Annotated in this window: 14 protein-coding genes; 8 read left to right on the top strand and 6 right to left on the bottom strand. The window is 70.7% G+C overall.

What is annotated here, in order from left to right; translation table 11 throughout:
- The first annotated feature begins 13 nt into the window (after nucleotides 1–13).
- On the top strand, nucleotides 14–772 hold the full coding sequence (locus tag KBX46_RS05425; protein ID WP_088950515.1) for a type III pantothenate kinase: 759 nt from the start codon (nucleotides 14–16) through the stop codon (nucleotides 770–772).
- A gap of 33 nt (nucleotides 773–805) precedes the next feature.
- On the opposite strand, the gene KBX46_RS05420 is transcribed toward KBX46_RS05425, so the two are convergent.
- Nucleotides 806–1,546: a class I SAM-dependent methyltransferase gene (locus tag KBX46_RS05420; protein ID WP_099849101.1), complete on the bottom strand. Its 741-nt coding sequence runs from the start codon at nucleotides 1,544–1,546 to the stop codon at nucleotides 806–808.
- Between the two features lie 88 nt (nucleotides 1,547–1,634).
- Between KBX46_RS05420 and lysS the strand changes: the two genes are divergently transcribed.
- The 3 genes from lysS (at nucleotide 1,635) to KBX46_RS05405 (ending at nucleotide 6,668) form a co-directional block, all read left to right on the top strand.
- Nucleotides 1,635–3,143, top strand: coding sequence for a lysine--tRNA ligase (gene lysS, locus KBX46_RS05415; protein WP_141911558.1), 1,509 nt, complete (start codon nucleotides 1,635–1,637; stop codon nucleotides 3,141–3,143).
- 112 nt (nucleotides 3,144–3,255) lie between these two features.
- Nucleotides 3,256–3,600: an Lsr2 family protein gene (locus KBX46_RS05410; protein WP_088952068.1), complete on the top strand. Its 345-nt coding sequence runs from the start codon at nucleotides 3,256–3,258 to the stop codon at nucleotides 3,598–3,600.
- Between the two features lie 518 nt (nucleotides 3,601–4,118).
- Nucleotides 4,119–6,668 (top strand): ATP-dependent Clp protease ATP-binding subunit, encoded by a 2,550-nt coding sequence (locus KBX46_RS05405; RefSeq protein ID WP_088950512.1) that lies wholly within the window; start codon nucleotides 4,119–4,121, stop codon nucleotides 6,666–6,668.
- 309 nt (nucleotides 6,669–6,977) lie between these two features.
- On the opposite strand, the gene KBX46_RS05400 is transcribed toward KBX46_RS05405, so the two are convergent.
- A complete protein-coding gene (locus KBX46_RS05400; protein ID WP_210791296.1) occupies nucleotides 6,978–7,889 on the bottom strand; it encodes an A/G-specific adenine glycosylase in 912 nt (303 codons plus the stop codon).
- 96 nt (nucleotides 7,890–7,985) lie between these two features.
- Here KBX46_RS05400 and KBX46_RS05395 point away from each other — a divergent pair, with 96 nt between their 5' ends.
- The 3 genes from KBX46_RS05395 to KBX46_RS05385 all read left to right on the top strand — a co-directional run bounded on the left by KBX46_RS05395 (nucleotide 7,986) and on the right by KBX46_RS05385 (nucleotide 9,911).
- On the top strand, nucleotides 7,986–8,498 hold the full coding sequence (locus tag KBX46_RS05395) for a glycine cleavage system protein R (RefSeq protein ID WP_088950510.1): 513 nt from the start codon (nucleotides 7,986–7,988) through the stop codon (nucleotides 8,496–8,498).
- Nucleotides 8,495–9,079, top strand: coding sequence for a peptide deformylase (locus KBX46_RS05390; protein ID WP_099849097.1), 585 nt, complete (start codon nucleotides 8,495–8,497; stop codon nucleotides 9,077–9,079). Before KBX46_RS05395 ends, KBX46_RS05390 begins: the two co-directional genes overlap by 4 nt.
- 118 nt (nucleotides 9,080–9,197) lie before the next feature.
- Entirely contained in the window at nucleotides 9,198–9,911 is a 714-nt protein-coding gene (locus KBX46_RS05385) for a hypothetical protein (protein ID WP_210791295.1), read from the top strand.
- A 7-nt stretch (nucleotides 9,912–9,918) separates the two neighbouring features.
- Here KBX46_RS05385 and disA read toward each other — a convergent pair whose 3' ends face one another.
- The 4 genes from disA to KBX46_RS05365 all read right to left on the bottom strand — a co-directional run bounded on the left by disA (nucleotide 9,919) and on the right by KBX46_RS05365 (nucleotide 14,536).
- Nucleotides 9,919–11,103 carry a DNA integrity scanning diadenylate cyclase DisA gene (gene disA, locus KBX46_RS05380; RefSeq protein WP_088952067.1) on the bottom strand — a complete coding sequence of 395 codons (1,185 nt, stop codon included), beginning with the start codon at nucleotides 11,101–11,103 and terminating at the stop codon, nucleotides 9,919–9,921.
- A 131-nt stretch (nucleotides 11,104–11,234) separates the two neighbouring features.
- Entirely contained in the window at nucleotides 11,235–12,692 is a 1,458-nt protein-coding gene (gene radA / locus KBX46_RS05375) for a DNA repair protein RadA (RefSeq protein WP_210791293.1), read from the bottom strand.
- Nucleotides 12,693–12,776: 84 nt separating this feature from the next.
- On the bottom strand, nucleotides 12,777–13,556 hold the full coding sequence (locus tag KBX46_RS05370) for a hypothetical protein (protein ID WP_210791284.1): 780 nt from the start codon (nucleotides 13,554–13,556) through the stop codon (nucleotides 12,777–12,779).
- Nucleotides 13,557–13,696: 140 nt separating this feature from the next.
- Entirely contained in the window at nucleotides 13,697–14,536 is an 840-nt protein-coding gene (locus KBX46_RS05365; protein WP_088950505.1) for a UbiA family prenyltransferase, read from the bottom strand.
- 46 nt (nucleotides 14,537–14,582) lie between these two features.
- Here KBX46_RS05365 and KBX46_RS05360 point away from each other — a divergent pair, with 46 nt between their 5' ends.
- Entirely contained in the window at nucleotides 14,583–15,356 is a 774-nt protein-coding gene (locus KBX46_RS05360; RefSeq protein ID WP_099849091.1) for a bifunctional 2-polyprenyl-6-hydroxyphenol methylase/3-demethylubiquinol 3-O-methyltransferase UbiG, read from the top strand.

Genomic DNA, 15,356 nt, shown 5'->3' with positions numbered 1-15,356 from the left:
CTAGGCTGCGTGCGTGCTGCTCTGCATCGACATCGGAAACACCAACACCGTGCTGGCGACCTTCGACGGCGACAAGCTGGTGCACTCCTGGCGGATCAAGACCGATGCCCGCTCGACGGCGGACGAGTTGGGCCTGATGTTCCGGGGCCTGCTCGCCGGGGACAACGTCGAGATCACCGGCGTGGCCGCCTGCTCCACGGTGCCGGCCGCGCTGCGGTCGCTGCGCACCATGCTCGGCCGTTACTACGCCGACCTGCCGAGTGTCGTCGTCGAGCCCGGGGTGCGGACCGGGGTGCAGTTGGCGATCGACAACCCGAAGGAGGTGGGCGCCGACCGGGTGGTGAACACCCTGGCCGCGTACACCCTCTACGGCGGGCCGTCGATCGTGGTGGACTTCGGCACCACCACCAACTTCGACGTGATCAGCGGTCGGGGCGAGTTCCTCGGCGGCGCGTTCGCCCCGGGCATCGAGATCTCCTTCGACGCGCTGGCCGCCCGGGCCGCGCAGCTGCGCAAGGTCGAGGCCACCAAGCCTCGCTCGGTGATCGGCAAGAACACCGTGGAGTGCCTTCAGGCCGGCCTGTACTTCGGCTTCGCCGGTCAGGTGGACCGGATCGTCGAGCGGATGACCGAGGAGTTGGGCGAGGTGCGGGCGGTGATCGCCACCGGCGGCCTGGCCTCCCTGGTGATCAACGAGTGTCACACCATCACCCACCACGAGCCGATGATCACGCTGATCGGCCTGCGGATGGTCTACGAGCGCAACCTCTGACCGGCCCACGCGGACTCGGTGGTCGCGGTGGTGTCAGCGCCGCCGGGCCCGCAGGACCATCGTGCGGTACGGCAGCTCGACGGTCTCCCGACCGGCCAGTTCGGGGTGGGTGGCCAGGAGCTCCCGCAGCTCCTGGTCGATCGTCGCCCGCCGCTCGGCCGGGGCGGTGAGCCAGTACGAGCGGGTGTGCAACATCGCGACGATGTCGTCCGGTGTGAGCGTGGTGTGGTGGTTGAACTCGCCCAGCTCGATCGGCTCGAACGCGGGACCGAAGTCGGTGTACCTCTCGATCACGTTGCCGGCGTTGTCCCCCAGGTGTGCGATCCGGCCCAGCTCGGCGACCCAGTCCACCCGATCGTCGCGCATGTTCCAGATCGGGGCGAACGTCCCGCCGGGCCGCAGCACCCGGGCGATCTCGATGTGCGCCAGCTCCCGGTCGAACCAGTGGTACGCCTGCCCCACCACCACGGCGTCCGCGACCTCGTCGGGCAGGGGCACCGACTCCGCGCCACCGGCCAGCGCCGTGAGTCCGGGGGTGGCGGCCGCCAGTTGGGCGCGCATGGCGGGGTCCGGCTCCACGGGTGTCACCTCGTGGCCCAGGGCGAGCACGCCGCGCGTGAGGATGCCGGTGCCCGCGCCCAGGTCGACGATGCGGGCGGAACTCCCCAACCCGTCCAGCGCCCACCGCACTGCCGGTTCCGGATAACGGGGACGAAACCGGTCGTAGTCGGCTGCCGCCGCACCGAATGAGAGAGCCTGGGTGTGATCCGCCATGCCGGGCAGGTTATCCGGTAACGACCCACTGAGGGCTTGAGTACGCTCGGGCCTGACCCCTGTATCTCCCGTGACGAGGAAGCGTGCCGTGAGCGAGCAGAACCCCGTGCCAGTGGACCCCGCAGACGACCTTCCCGAGCAGATGAAGGTCCGCCGGGAGAAGCGGGACCGGATGCTCGCCGAGGGCGTCGAGCCCTACCCGGTCGGTTTCTCCCGCACGACCACCCTGGCGCAGGTCCGGGCGCGCTACGCCGACCTGCCGACCGACACCGCGACCGGTGACCAGGTCGCGGTCACCGGCCGGGTGATCTTCGTACGCAACACGGGCAAGCTCTGCTTCGCGACCCTCCGGGACGGCGACGGCACCGAGTTGCAGGCGATGCTCTCGCTGGACCGGGTCGGCCCGGAGCGACTGGAGGCCTGGAAGCGCCTGGTCGACCTCGGCGACCACGTCGGCGTCACCGGTGAGGTGATCACCAGCCGCCGGGGTGAGCTGTCGGTGCTGGCGCAGGAATGGGAGATGACCGCGAAGGCGCTGCGTCCGCTGCCGGTGGCGCACAAGCCGCTCTCCGAGGAGGCGCGCGTCCGGCAGCGTTACGTCGACCTGATCGTCCGGCCGCAGGCGCGGGAGATGGTTCGCACCCGGGCCGCCGCCGTACGTAGTCTGCGCGATTCACTGCACGGGCAGGGCTTCATCGAGGTGGAAACACCGATGTTGCAACTGCTGCATGGTGGCGCGGCGGCCCGACCGTTCGTGACCCACAGCAATGCGTTGAACACCGATCTGTATCTGCGAATCGCGCCGGAACTGTTTCTCAAGCGCGCTGTGGTCGGTGGCGTCGACCGCGTCTTCGAGATCAACCGCAACTTCCGTAATGAGGGTGTCGACTCTTCGCACTCGCCGGAGTTCGCGATGCTGGAGACGTACCAGGCCTACGGCGACTACAACACGATGGCCGAGTTGACCCGCAATCTCGTGCAACAGGCGGCGATCGCGGTCAGCGGCTCGATGGTGGTGACCCACGCCGACGGTCGGGAGTTCGACCTGGGCGGCGAGTGGCGATCCGTGACGCTGTTCGGCGTGCTTTCCGAAGCGCTGGGCGAGGAGGTCACGGTCCGCACCGATCGTTCCCGCCTCGTCGAGTACGCGGACAAGGTGGGATTGGCCGTGGACCCCAAGTGGGGGCCGGGCAAGCTGGCCGAGGAACTGTTCGAGGAGCTGGTCGTCCCCGGCCTTGTGGCGCCCACCTTCGTGCGCGACTACCCGGAGGAGACCAGCCCGCTCACCCGGGCCCACCGCAGCGAGCCGGGTCTGGCCGAGAAGTGGGACCTCTACGTGCTCGGCTTCGAGCTGGGCACCGCGTACTCCGAGCTGGTCGACCCGGTGGTGCAGCGCGAGCGGCTGGTGGCCCAGGCGCAGCTGGCCGCGCGGGGCGACGACGAGGCGATGCGTCTCGACGAGGACTTTCTCCGGGCGATGGAGTATGGAATGCCGCCGGCCGGCGGCATGGGAATGGGAATCGACCGGATGTTGATGGCCCTGACGGGGCTCGGAATTCGGGAAACGATCCTCTTCCCGTTGGTCCGCCCCGAGTAGTCGGGCCCGGCTCACGCCGGGCCGTAACGGCATCCTATTGACGCGGCGAGCGGCGCGCGGGTTATTGTGCTCTCGTTAAGCAGGAGCGCCCTGCTCGAAAGGAATGTGGGACGTGGCCAAGCAGATCATTCACAAGCTGGTCGATGACCTGGACGGCGGGGACGCTGACGAGACCGTCAAGTTCGCCCTCGACGGCGTTCAGTACGAGATCGACCTGTCGAAGGCCAACGCCGCTAAATTGCGCGACGCTTTTGCCGCGTACGTGGGCGCTGGCACCAAGGTCGGTCGCGGCGGCGTCGTGATCGGTGGGCGTGCCGCCCGCGGTCGGGGTGGCGCGACCGCCGATCGGGAGCAGAACAAGGCGATCCGGGAGTGGGCCAAGAAGTCCGGCAAGGACATCTCGGACCGGGGTCGTATCCCACAGGAGATCGTTGACGAGTACCACGCGAAGCGCTGATCCGTCAGCGACCTGGTGGCTCTTCCGCCACCGCAGGCGACACCGACGCCGGGCCGGAGCACCTCTCCGGGCCGGCGTCGCCGTATCCGCCGACGCCCGTCCGGGGCCCGGGAAGCATTCGGCACCCGGCGGCGTTGTCCACAACCAGTGGAACAGCTGTCCACAACCTGTGGACAACCTTCCCCAGGGCCCGGCGCGGCGTTCGTCGCGACCTCCGGCCCACCCCCTCCGAGCCCCTCGGAGCGCCTCCACGGCGCTTCCGGAGCCCGGATCGGGCTTCTGTCACGCCAGTCGGATTTCGCTCTGCGCGTAGCGACAGGGCTACCGGAACACCTCCTGAGCGCGGACGGTTGTCCAAAACGACGTGGAACCGACCCAGAGCAGAGACACACGACCTCAGCTGAGTCGGTGAACGACGATAGAGTAAGGAGGCACGGACGCCCGTCCCGGACGTTCGTGCACCGGCCCCGCCAAGATCTTGACCATCAAGGCGCACGGCACGTGAGGAGCACGAGGGCATGTTCGAGCGGTTCACCGACCGAGCGCGACGGGTTGTCGTCCTGGCCCAAGAAGAGGCCCGGATGCTCAACCACAACTACATCGGTACGGAACACATCCTGCTGGGCCTGATCCACGAAGGTGAAGGCGTCGCGGCAAAGGCCCTGGAGAGCCTCGGCATCTCCCTGGAGGGCGTCCGCCAGCAGGTCGAGGAGATCATCGGCCAGGGCCAGCAGGCGCCGAGCGGGCACATCCCGTTCACGCCGCGGGCCAAGAAGGTGCTGGAGCTGTCGCTGCGCGAGGCGCTGCAGCTCGGCCACAACTACATCGGCACGGAGCACATCCTGCTCGGGCTGATCCGTGAGGGCGAGGGCGTTGCCGCCCAGGTGCTGGTCAAGCTCGGCGCCGACCTCAACCGGGTCCGCCAGCAGGTGATCCAGCTGCTTTCCGGCTACCAGGGCAAGGAGCCTGCCGCGGCGGGCGCCACGCCGGGTGAGGCCGCGCCGTCGACCAGCCTCGTGCTGGACCAGTTCGGCCGCAACCTGACTCAGGCCGCCCGCGAGGGCAAGCTCGACCCGGTCATCGGGCGCGAGAAGGAAATCGAGCGGGTCATGCAGGTGCTCTCCCGCCGTACCAAGAACAACCCGGTCCTGATCGGTGAGCCCGGCGTCGGTAAGACCGCCGTGGTGGAGGGGCTTTCCCAGAAGATCATCAAGGGCGAGGTGCCCGAGACTCTGAAGGACAAGCAGCTCTACACGCTCGACCTGGGTGCGCTCGTCGCCGGTTCCCGCTACCGCGGTGACTTCGAGGAGCGCCTCAAGAAGGTGCTCAAGGAGATCCGCACCCGCGGCGACATCATCCTGTTCATCGACGAGATCCACACCCTGGTGGGTGCGGGTGCCGCCGAGGGCGCGATCGACGCCGCGAGCATCCTCAAGCCGATGCTGGCCCGTGGCGAGCTGCAGACCATCGGTGCCACCACCCTCGACGAATACCGCAAGCACCTGGAGAAGGACGCCGCTCTCGAGCGCCGCTTCCAGCCGATCCAGGTGGGTGAGCCGTCGCTGGCGCACACCATCGAGATCCTCAAGGGCCTGCGTGACCGCTACGAGGCGCACCACCGGGTGAGCATCACCGACGCCGCTCTCGTGGCTGCGGCGACGCTGGCCGACCGGTACATCTCCGACCGCTTCCTGCCGGACAAGGCGATCGACCTGATCGACGAGGCCGGTGCCCGGATGCGGATCCGTCGGATGACCGCGCCGCCAGACCTGCGTGACTTCGACGAGCGCATCGCCCAGGTGCGCCGCGACAAGGAGTCCGCGATCGACGCTCAGGACTTCGAGCGCGCCGCTCAGCTGCGTGACAAGGAGAAGCAGCTCCTTGGTCAGAAGGCTCAGCGGGAGAAGGAGTGGAAGGCCGGTGACCTGGACGTCGTCAGCGAGGTTGACGACGAGCAGATCGCCGAGGTTCTCGGCAACTGGACCGGCATCCCGGTCTACAAGCTGACCGAGGAGGAGACCTCACGCCTGCTGCGCATGGAGGACGAGCTGCACAAGCGCGTCATCGGCCAGGAGGACGCGGTCAAGGCGGTCTCGAAGGCGATCCGGCGTACCCGGGCCGGCCTGAAGGACCCGAAGCGCCCGTCGGGCTCGTTCATCTTCGCCGGTCCGTCCGGTGTCGGTAAGACCGAGCTGTCCAAGGCGCTCGCCGAGTTCCTCTTCGGCAGCGAGGATTCCCTCATCCAGCTGGACATGTCCGAGTTCCACGACCGCTACACGGTCTCCCGGCTCGTGGGTGCCCCTCCCGGCTACGTCGGTTACGACGAGGGCGGGCAGCTGACCGAGAAGGTGCGGCGTCGGCCGTTCTCGGTGGTCCTCTTCGACGAGATCGAGAAGGCCCACCCGGACGTGTTCAACACGCTGCTCCAGATCCTGGAGGACGGTCGGCTCACCGACGGTCAGGGTCGAATCGTGGACTTCAAGAACACGGTCATCATCCTGACCACCAACCTGGGCACCCGTGACGTCGCCAAGGCGGTGTCGCTGGGCTTCCAGCAGTCGGAGGACTCCGAGTCCAACTACGACCGGATGAAGCAGAAGGTCAACGACGAGCTCAAGCAGCACTTCCGGCCTGAGTTCCTCAACCGGATCGACGACACCATCGTCTTCCACCAGCTGCGTCAGACCGAGATCCTCTCGATCGTGGACATCATGATCCAGCGGATCGAGGGCCAGCTGCGCAACAAGGACATGGGTCTGGAGCTGACCGACAACGCCAAGAAGTACCTGGCGGCGAAGGGCTTCGACCCGGTGCTCGGTGCACGTCCGCTTCGTCGCACGATCCAGCGCGACATCGAGGACAACCTCTCCGAGCGGATCCTGTTCAACGAGCTGACCCCGGGTCAGATCGTCGTGGTGGACTGCGAGGGCGACCCGAACGACATCGACAAGTCCAAGCTCGTCTTCCGGGGTGCCGAGAAGCCGGTCGAGGTTCCGGACGCCGTTCCGGCCGACCTCGGTGGCACGGCCGCCGGCACTGCGGCAGCGGCGACGGACGAGGTGGCGTAACAAGCAGTAAGAGGGCGGGGCCCCGGTGGCGTGAGCCACCGGGGCCCCGCCTTTTTTGCGCTACCCCCACAGGTCACCCGCGCCCGCCCGCGCCTGCCCGTGCCCGCCGTGTCTCTCTGCGCCGCGCTACGCAAGATCCGCGCAACATCAGGGAAAGTGCTGCCTCATGACGTCCGGAGGCAGCAACTTCCCTGATGTTGTGGGCGGAGTGCGGCTGGCGGCGTGGCGTGGCGCGGGGCCGTCCGCGCGGCGGGGCGCGGCCCGCGCGGCGGGCGGGGGCAGGACAAGACAGGGTCAGGGCGGGGTGGGTCAGGTGGTCAGGTCGGCTGTCGGGTGGGACGGGCCGTCGCCGACGAGGCGGAAGCTGTCGGCTCCGGCCGCTTCGACCAGCCCGTCCTGCACCAGGCCGGCCAGGGCTCGGGCACGTTGGACGTCATCGGTCCAGACCTGGTCCAGGCGCTGGTGTGGGACCGGCCCGGTGGTCTCCCGGAGCACCCCGAGCAGGAGACCGCGTACCTGTCGGTCGGTGCCCGCGTACCGCTGGGGTCGCCGGGTTGGCCCTGCTGGCGCCTCCTGGCCGGAGGCCCGCCAGGCGCAGACCGACTCGACCGGGCAGGCGGTACAGCGCGGTGACCGGGCTGTGCAGATCACCGCGCCCAGTTCCATGAACGCGGCGCTGGCGAGTGCCGCGGCGGCCGGTTCCACCGGGAGCAGCTCTTCGGTGGCGACCAGGTCGGCTGGCCGGGTGACCGGTCCGGCGTCCGGCTCGCCGGCCACCGCCCGGCAGACCACCCGGCGAACGTTGGTGTCGACCACCGGGTGCCGCTGCCCGTACGCGAAGGTGGCCACTGCCCGCGCCGTGTAGGTGCCGACCCCGGGCAGTGCCAGCAGTTGCTCCAACCGGTCCGGCACCTGGCCGCCGTGCCGGTCCACGATCGCGACCGCGCATTCTCGCAGCCGAACTGCCCGACGGGGGTAGCCGAGACGTCCCCACATCCGGATCGCCTCGGCCGGGGTGTCCGCGGCCAGCGCCGCCGGGTCCGGCCAGCGGGAAAGCCATGCCTGCCAGGCCGGCACCACCCGGACCACGGGGGTCTGCTGGAGCATGACCTCGCTGACCAGGATGGCCCACGGGGTGACCCCGGGTGCACGCCACGGCAGGTCACGGGCGTGTTGCTGGAACCAGCGGCTGACCAGGGTGGCGAAATCGGGTTGAGTCATGGCGCCGTCGATGATGTCACGCCTGGCGATCCCGCTGGATGGGCGGCTCGGGCGGGGTGCCATGGCTGCGTCCGACGGATCGGAGAGAATGCCCGGATGAACGAGCTCGCGATCACCGTCATCGGTCGGGACCGGCCGGGCATCGTGGCCGACGTCGCCGAGGTCCTCGCCCGACTGGGTGCGAACCTCACCGACAGCACGATGACGCGGCTGCGGGGGCATTTCGCGATGACCCTGATCTGCACCGGGCCGGCCTCCGCCGAGGTCGAGGCCGCGTTGGCGCCGCTGGCCGCCGAGGGGCAACTGCTGGCGACGGTACGCGCGGTCACGCCGGACGGCGAGGTGCCTGCGGCGGGTGAGCCGTACGTGATGGCGGTGCACGGTTCGGACCGGATGGGCATCGTCGCGGCGATGACCCGGGTGCTGGTCGACGCCGGCGGAAACGTCACCGACCTGAGTACGCGGTTGGCCGGGTCGCTCTACGTGGTGTTGGCCGAGGTCGAGTTGCCGGCTGGTGTGGCCGACACACTGATCGACCGGTTGCACCGGACGGCTGCCGAGCTGGGCGTGGAGGTCACCCTCCGGCCGGCGGACCCGGATCTGTTGTGAGCGGCGAGGAGAACGGGCCGGACGTCGAGGCGTACGTCGGTCTGGGCGACTGGACACCCGAGTCGCTGGTCGTGCCCGGTGAGGTGCGGCCGGTTGTGTCGGCCCCTCATCCGGTGTTGAGTCGGGCCGCCGAGGGGGTCGATCCGACCGCGAAGGAGACCGTCCAGCTCGCGGCCGACCTGGTGGCGACGATGCGGGTGTCGCCGGGCTGCGTGGGGCTGGCCGCGCCGCAGGTCGGGGTGGGTGCGCGTGTGTTCGCCGTCGATGTGACCGGGCACCCGAAGGCGGTCACGGTGCATGGCACCTTCGTGCTCTGCAACGCCCGGGTGGTCGAGGCGACGCGGTGGAAGCCGGGTCGGGAGGGGTGCATGTCGGTGCCGGACCTGACGGGGGATGTGAAGCGGGCCAGCCGGCTGGTGGTGGAGGGTGACCTGCCGGGCACCGGTGAGCCGGTCCGGTTGGTGACCGACGGCTTCGAGGCTCGGGCGTTGCAGCACGAGATCGACCACTGCGCGGGGTTGCTCTTCCTGGATCGGGTGGCCGGTGCGCACGCCGTCTACCAGCGCAAGGTCTACCTCTGATCGGTCGCCGGACGGTCGGCAGTTTTGTCCTGAGTGGAGAGTGGATCGGGTGCCCGCGGGCGGCCCCGGCGCGTCGCGCCGTACTGGCCGGGGGAGCGCGGCTACGGTGGGAGGCATCATGCGTCTGACGGTCGGCCCCCTGCCACCCGCCGTGTACTGGCGGCGTCGCGTCGTCGTACTCGGAGCGGGGCTACTTTTCCTGATTGTCCTGCTCTACTCGTGCACCCAGTCGGGTCGTTCCGGCGAGAAGCCGACCGCGGGGGCGACTTCGACGCCGACTTCCGCCGGCACGCCCGCTCCTGAGGGCCCGGTGCTGACCCCGGAGACCGGGGCTCCGCCGCCGCCCGCGTCCGCCGATCCGGCTGTGACGAGTCCGAGTCCCGCGATCACCAGCAACACACCTCCGCTGGGCGCGGCGGCCGGTTCGGAGGACGACGGCACCTGCACCGACGCGGAGATCAGCGTGGTCTCGTCGGCGAGCCCGACCTCGGTCCAGCGTGGGGCGGTGGTCGAGCTGCAACTCAAGATCAAGAACACGTCGGACCGCACGTGCAGTCGGAACGTCGGCGCCGACCTGCAGGAGATCTTCATCAAGTCCGGTGCGGAGAAGATCTGGTCGTCGGACACCTGCGGCAAGGTCCAGGGCTCGGACGTGCAGACCTTCACGCCGAACTTCGAGCGCGCCTACCAGGTGCCGTGGAACGGGCGGGACACCAGCCGGTGCGACGGTGCGCTGGCCGGCGGGCCGTTCCCGCCGCTCGGGTCGTACCAGGTGTTCGCCCGGGTGGGCACGAAGCTCAGCTCACCCGTGAAGCTCACCATCACCGGCTGAGCCGGGGTCAGACGTACCGTTCCAGGATGGATGCCTCGGCGAGCCGGGACAGCCCCTCGCGGACGCCTCGGGCCCTTGCGTCGCCGACGCCCTCGACGGCCTGCAGATCCTCCACTGTCGCGCCCAGCAGGCGCTGGAGGCTGCCGAAGTGCACCACCAGGCGGTCGACCACCGCGACCGGCAGCCGGGGCACCTTGGCCAGCAGCCGGAAGCCGCGAGGGCTGACCGCGGCGTCCAGCGCGTCGGACGCGGCCGGGTAGCCGATCGCCTTGGCCACCGCCACCAGGTCGATCAGCTCGGTGGCGCCGAGCAGGTCCAGCTCGACGAGTGCCTCGTCCAGGGTGCGTGACTTGCGGCCGATCGGGAGGTAGTCCCGGATGACCAGCGTGCGGTCGGCGTCCACGCCGGCCATCAGCTCGTCGAGTTGCAGGGCGAGCAGGCGACCGTCGGTGCCCAGCTCGACCACATAGCCGGCGATCTCGTCGGCGATCCGGCGAACCATCTCCAGTCGCTGCACCACGGCCACCGCGTCCCGTACGGTGACCAGGTCCTCGATCTCCAGTGCGGAGAGCGTGCCGGAGACCTCGTCCAGCCGGAGCTTGTAGCGCTCCAGGGTGGCGAGCGCCTGGTTGGCCCGGGAGAGGATGGCGGCCGAGTCGTCGAGCACGTGCCGCTGGCCGTTGACGTAGAGGCTGATGATCCGCATCGACTGGCTGACCGAGATGACCGGGTAGCCGGTCTGCCGGGCCACCCGCTCGGCGGTGCGGTGCCGGGTGCCGGACTCTTCGGTCGGGATGGACGGATCGGGCATCAGGTGCACGGCCGCCCGGACGATCCTGGTGCCGTCGCTGGAGAGCACGACCGCGCCGTCCATCTTGCACAGCTCGCGGACGCGCGTCGCGGAGAACTCCACGTCCAGCGGGAAGCCCCCGGTGCACAGGCCCTCGACGACCTTGTCGTAGCCGAGCACGATGAGCGCGCCGGTGCGGCCGCGCAGGATGCGCTCCAGACCGTCGCGTAGGGCGGTGCCCGGGGCCATCAGGGCGAGATTGGCCCGCAACGGGTCCCCGGCGCTCCCGGCGGCTCCCGCAGTCACGCTCACGCTGATCGGGCGGGCGGGCGAGCCCACGGCGCCGGTGCGGGCCTGGGGCGGCGCGCCGGCTGGCTTGGTGGTTTCGCGGTCGATCGGCACGGGCACAGTCTACGGACTGCCGTGCGGTGGGTGCTGTCGTGGTTACTGTGATGTGTCACGATGCGGCCCTTCCAACCGATTCCCGCTTGCGACGTGCTGTCCGGTATCGCCGTCTCCGTCGGCACGGTGCGTCACTCGGCGGACGCGCGGGCCGCATGGTGCAGTGCCGAACGGACGTCCGTGACCTCGGTCACCCGCATGTGCTCTGGGCCGGCGCCGGTGCTGGCCGGCCCGCAACCGGTCGGCACCAGGGCCACCTTGAACCCCAGCCGGGCCGCTTCGGCCAGCCGGCGCGGCACCGCCCCGACGCGGCGCACCTCGCCGGTCAGACCCACCTCACCGATCGCCACCAGGTGCGGCGCGATGGCCAGGTTGAGCCCGCCGGAGGCGACCGCCAACGCGACCGCCAGGTCGGCGGCCGGCTCCACCACCCGGATCCCGCCCACAGTGGCGGCGAAGACCTCCCGGTCGTGCAGGGTCAGCCGCTCGGTGCGTCGTTGCAGCACCGCGAGCACCATCGCCAGACGCGCCGAGTCGAGGCCGGAGACGGTGCGTCGGGGAGAGCCCGCCACGGTCGCGCCGATCAGGGCCTGGACCTCGGTGACCAGGGCCCGCCGCCCCTCCATGGCCACTGTCACACAGGTGCCCGGGACCGGCTCCGCGTAGCGGGTCAGGAACAGCCCGGACGGGTCGGCCAGGCTGCTGATGCCACCCTCGTGCATCTCGAAGCAGCCGACCTCGTCGGCCGCGCCGAACCGGTTCTTCACGCCGCGCACCAGGCGGAGCGACGAGTGCTTGTCGCCCTCGAAGTGCAGCACGACGTCGACCAGGTGCTCCAGCACCCGGGGCCCGGCCACCTGGCCGTCCTTGGTGACGTGCCCGACCAGCACGGTGGCGATGCCCCGCTCCTTGGCGACCGAGACCAGCGCGGCGGTCACCGCGCGCACCTGGGTCACACCACCGGGCACGCCCTCGGTGCCGGTGGTCGAGATGGTCTGCACCGAGTCGAGCACCAACAGGCCCGGCTTGACCGCGTCGAGGTGACCGAGCACCGACGCCAGGTCGCTCTCCGCAGCGAGGTAGAGCTGCTCGTGCAGGGTGCCCATCCGTTCGGCGCGCAGGCGCACCTGGCTGACCGACTCTTCGCCACTGACCACCAGTGAGGGGCTGCCGGCACCGATCGCCCAATGCTGCGCCACATCGAGCAGGAGGGTCGACTTGCCGACACCGGGCTCGCCAGCGAGCAGCACCACGGCACCGGGGACCAGGCCGCCGCCGAGCACCCGGTCGAGTTCGCTCACCCCGGTGGGCACGGCGCGGGCCGGAGCGGCGCTGATGGTGGCGATCGGCCGGGCCGGCTCGGTCGGCATCCGGGAGCTGACCACGCGACCGGAGACGGTCGGGCCGGTCACCGTGCTCTCGACCACCGCGCCCCACTCGCCGCACTCCGGGCAGCGCCCCACCCACTTGGGTGGCTGGTGCCCGCAGGCGTCGCACTGGTAGGCCGGACGCGGCTCGCGGGCGGCGGACCGGCCACGGGCGGCGCCGGCGGTGCCGCCGCGCGAAGGGGTCGATCGGGAGGTGGTCACATCAGGACGCTAGCCCTCGCGTACGACGAAAACACCCCGGCGTGGTGGTCACCACGCCGGGGCGTTTGTCGATGTGGGTTCGGGTCACTCGTGGGTGGTGCCACCCTCGTCGCCCTCGTAGCCGCCCTCGCGCTCGATGATCGGCGAGGGGGGTGCGGCCGGAGTGAGCGGCACCGCGATCGGCGCCTGGCCGGTGACCGTGTTGCCGTTGCCGAAGTCGAAGGTCACCAGGACGTTCTGCCCGGAGCGCAGCGCCTCGGTCAGACCGACCAGCCGGAGCTGGGTGGTGGCCTCGGAGTTGAACTGCACGTAGCTCAGCGGGGCCAGCTCGATCCGGGCCGGCGTGCCCGGAGCGGAGGGGCTGGCCGAACCGGACGCCCGCGCCGACTCCGGGGCGGACGGGGTGGCCGAGGACGACCCGGTCTCGGAGGGGGTCGCCGATGGGCTGGCCGAGCCGGACCCGGAGGTCGACGGGCTGGCCGAGCCGGAGGGAGACGGGCTCGTGGAGGCGGACTCCGAGGCGGACGGCGACGGGCTCGCCGAGCCGCCGCTGATCACCAGCTCACGGGCGCTCTCGGTGGTGACGGTGACCGTCACCGTCTCCTTCGAGTCGTTGTAGATCACGGCGCTGAGCCCAGCGTCCTGGCCGGCCTTGTAGCCCTCGGTGCCCGGGTAGTCCACGAGCAGGCCACGCACGGAGAAGGAACCGTTGTTGGTGGTGAGGCTGACGCCCTGGACCGACGCCTCCTTGGTGGCGGTCTCGGCGATCTGTCCGGTGCCGCAGCCGGACGTCAGCAGACTGGCCGCCGCAATTCCGGACAGCAACAGGGCCGCACGCCGGGATCCCCTGATCGAGCGCGTCACGTCGGTCCTCCTCGTCACAATCCCCACCCGGGCCGCACGCCGGGCACGGTGGCCATACCCGCGCAGACCGCGCTCCAGGGTAGTTGGGACTGATCGAGGCCCGCACGCGGACCCGGCAATGCCACCTGCCCGGGTGCCGTTCACACCACCCGACCGCTCGCGACCAGCAGGACCACGTCGATGAGGGCCACCAGCATCACCGCCCGGAAGGCCGACACCGGCCGCCGGCCGGCCCGGACCGCCGAGCGCCCGGCGTACCAGCTCAGCGGTGGCACCACGGCGGCCGTGACGACCGCCGCCACCCCGATCGCCGACGGCGGCCCGGGTGGCCCGAGGACCAGGGCCGCGGTCGCCGCGAGGAGCAGGCCGGCGGCCGCGATCCGGCTGCCGGCGGCGCCCAGCCGGTGCGGCAGGCCGCGCACCCCGGTCCGTGCGTCGTCGGCCAGGTCGGGCAGCACGTTGGCGAAGTGCGCCCCGGCCCCCAGGCAGGCCGCCGCGACCAGCAGCCAGGCGGGTGGGGTCGGCTGCCCGGGCAGCGCCAGCACCACGAAGGCGGGCAGCGCGCCGAACGAGACGGCGTACGGCAGCACCGAGAACGCGGTGGCCTTGAGCGGCCAGTCGTAGAGCAGCGCCGAGACCAGTGCGACGGTCAACCAGAACGCCGCAGTGGGGTTCGTGGTCAGCGCCAGCAACGGACAGGCCACCGCGGCCACCGCCGCGGCCCAGGCCGTGGTGCGCCGACCGACAGCGCCGGCGGCGACCGGTTTGTCGGTACGCCCCACAGTGGCGTCCCGCTCGGCGTCCAGCGCGTCGTTGGTCCAGCCGACGGCGAGCTGGCTGGCAAGAACGGCGAGCACGACGGACACGATTCCGGTCGGCCGGTGACCCACTCCCCAGGCCAACAGGCCGGAAACCGCGGTCACCGCTGCGGCCGGTTCCGGATGGCTCGCTCTGACCAGCCCTAACACCCTCGACGACATAAGGGAAGTCTGGTCGTTACCGAGCAGTCGTGCCACGCTCGGTGCCATGCGAGACGTGGCTGCGTCCGCGGCGTCCACCGGCCCCCGGGTGCTGCCGCGTAACGATCCGCGCCAGTACGACGACCTGGCCGGTGAGTGGTGGCGGCCCGATGGCGCGTTCGCGATGCTGCACTGGCTGGCGGAGGCCCGCGCGGCGCTGGTGCCGCCGGCCACCCGTCCGGGCGCGCTGCTGGTCGATCTGGGTTGCGGCGCCGGTCTGCTCGCGCCGCACCTGGCCGGCAAGGGTTACCGCCATGTCGGGGTGGATCTGACTCGCTCGGCGCTGGTCCAGGCGGCCGAGCACGGGGTGCGCGTGGTCCAGGGCGACGTCACCGCCGTCCCGCTGCCGAGCGGTTGCGCCGACGTGGTCTCCGCAGGTGAGCTGCTGGAGCATGTGCCGGCCTGGCCGCGTGCGGTGGCCGAGGCGTGCCGTCTGCTGCGTCCGGGCGGTCTGCTGGTGTTGGACACCCTGAACGACACGGCGCTGGCCCGGCTCGTCGCGGTACGGATCGCCGAGCGGCTGCCGACCGTGCCACGCGGCATCCACGATCCACGGTTGTTCGTGGACGCCCGGGCACTGGTGGCCGAGTGTGCCCGGCACGGTGTCGACCTGCGGCTGCGAGGCATCCGTCCGCAGGTCGGGGGCATGCTTGCCTGGTTGCTGCGCCGGGCCCGCGCGACCCGGACGTCCGGTGCGACGTCCACGGGCCGCGCGCCACGCATCGTGCCGACCCGGTCCACCGCCGTGCTCTATCAGGGCCGGGGGGTCCGCAAAGGATAG

The sequence above is a fragment of the Micromonospora sp. C81 genome (assembly GCF_018070425.1).
In the GTDB taxonomy this organism is placed as follows: domain Bacteria; phylum Actinomycetota; class Actinomycetes; order Mycobacteriales; family Micromonosporaceae; genus Micromonospora; species Micromonospora zamorensis.
Note: the sequence above shows the minus strand (reverse complement) of the source record. Positions and strands in the feature narration are given on the sequence as shown.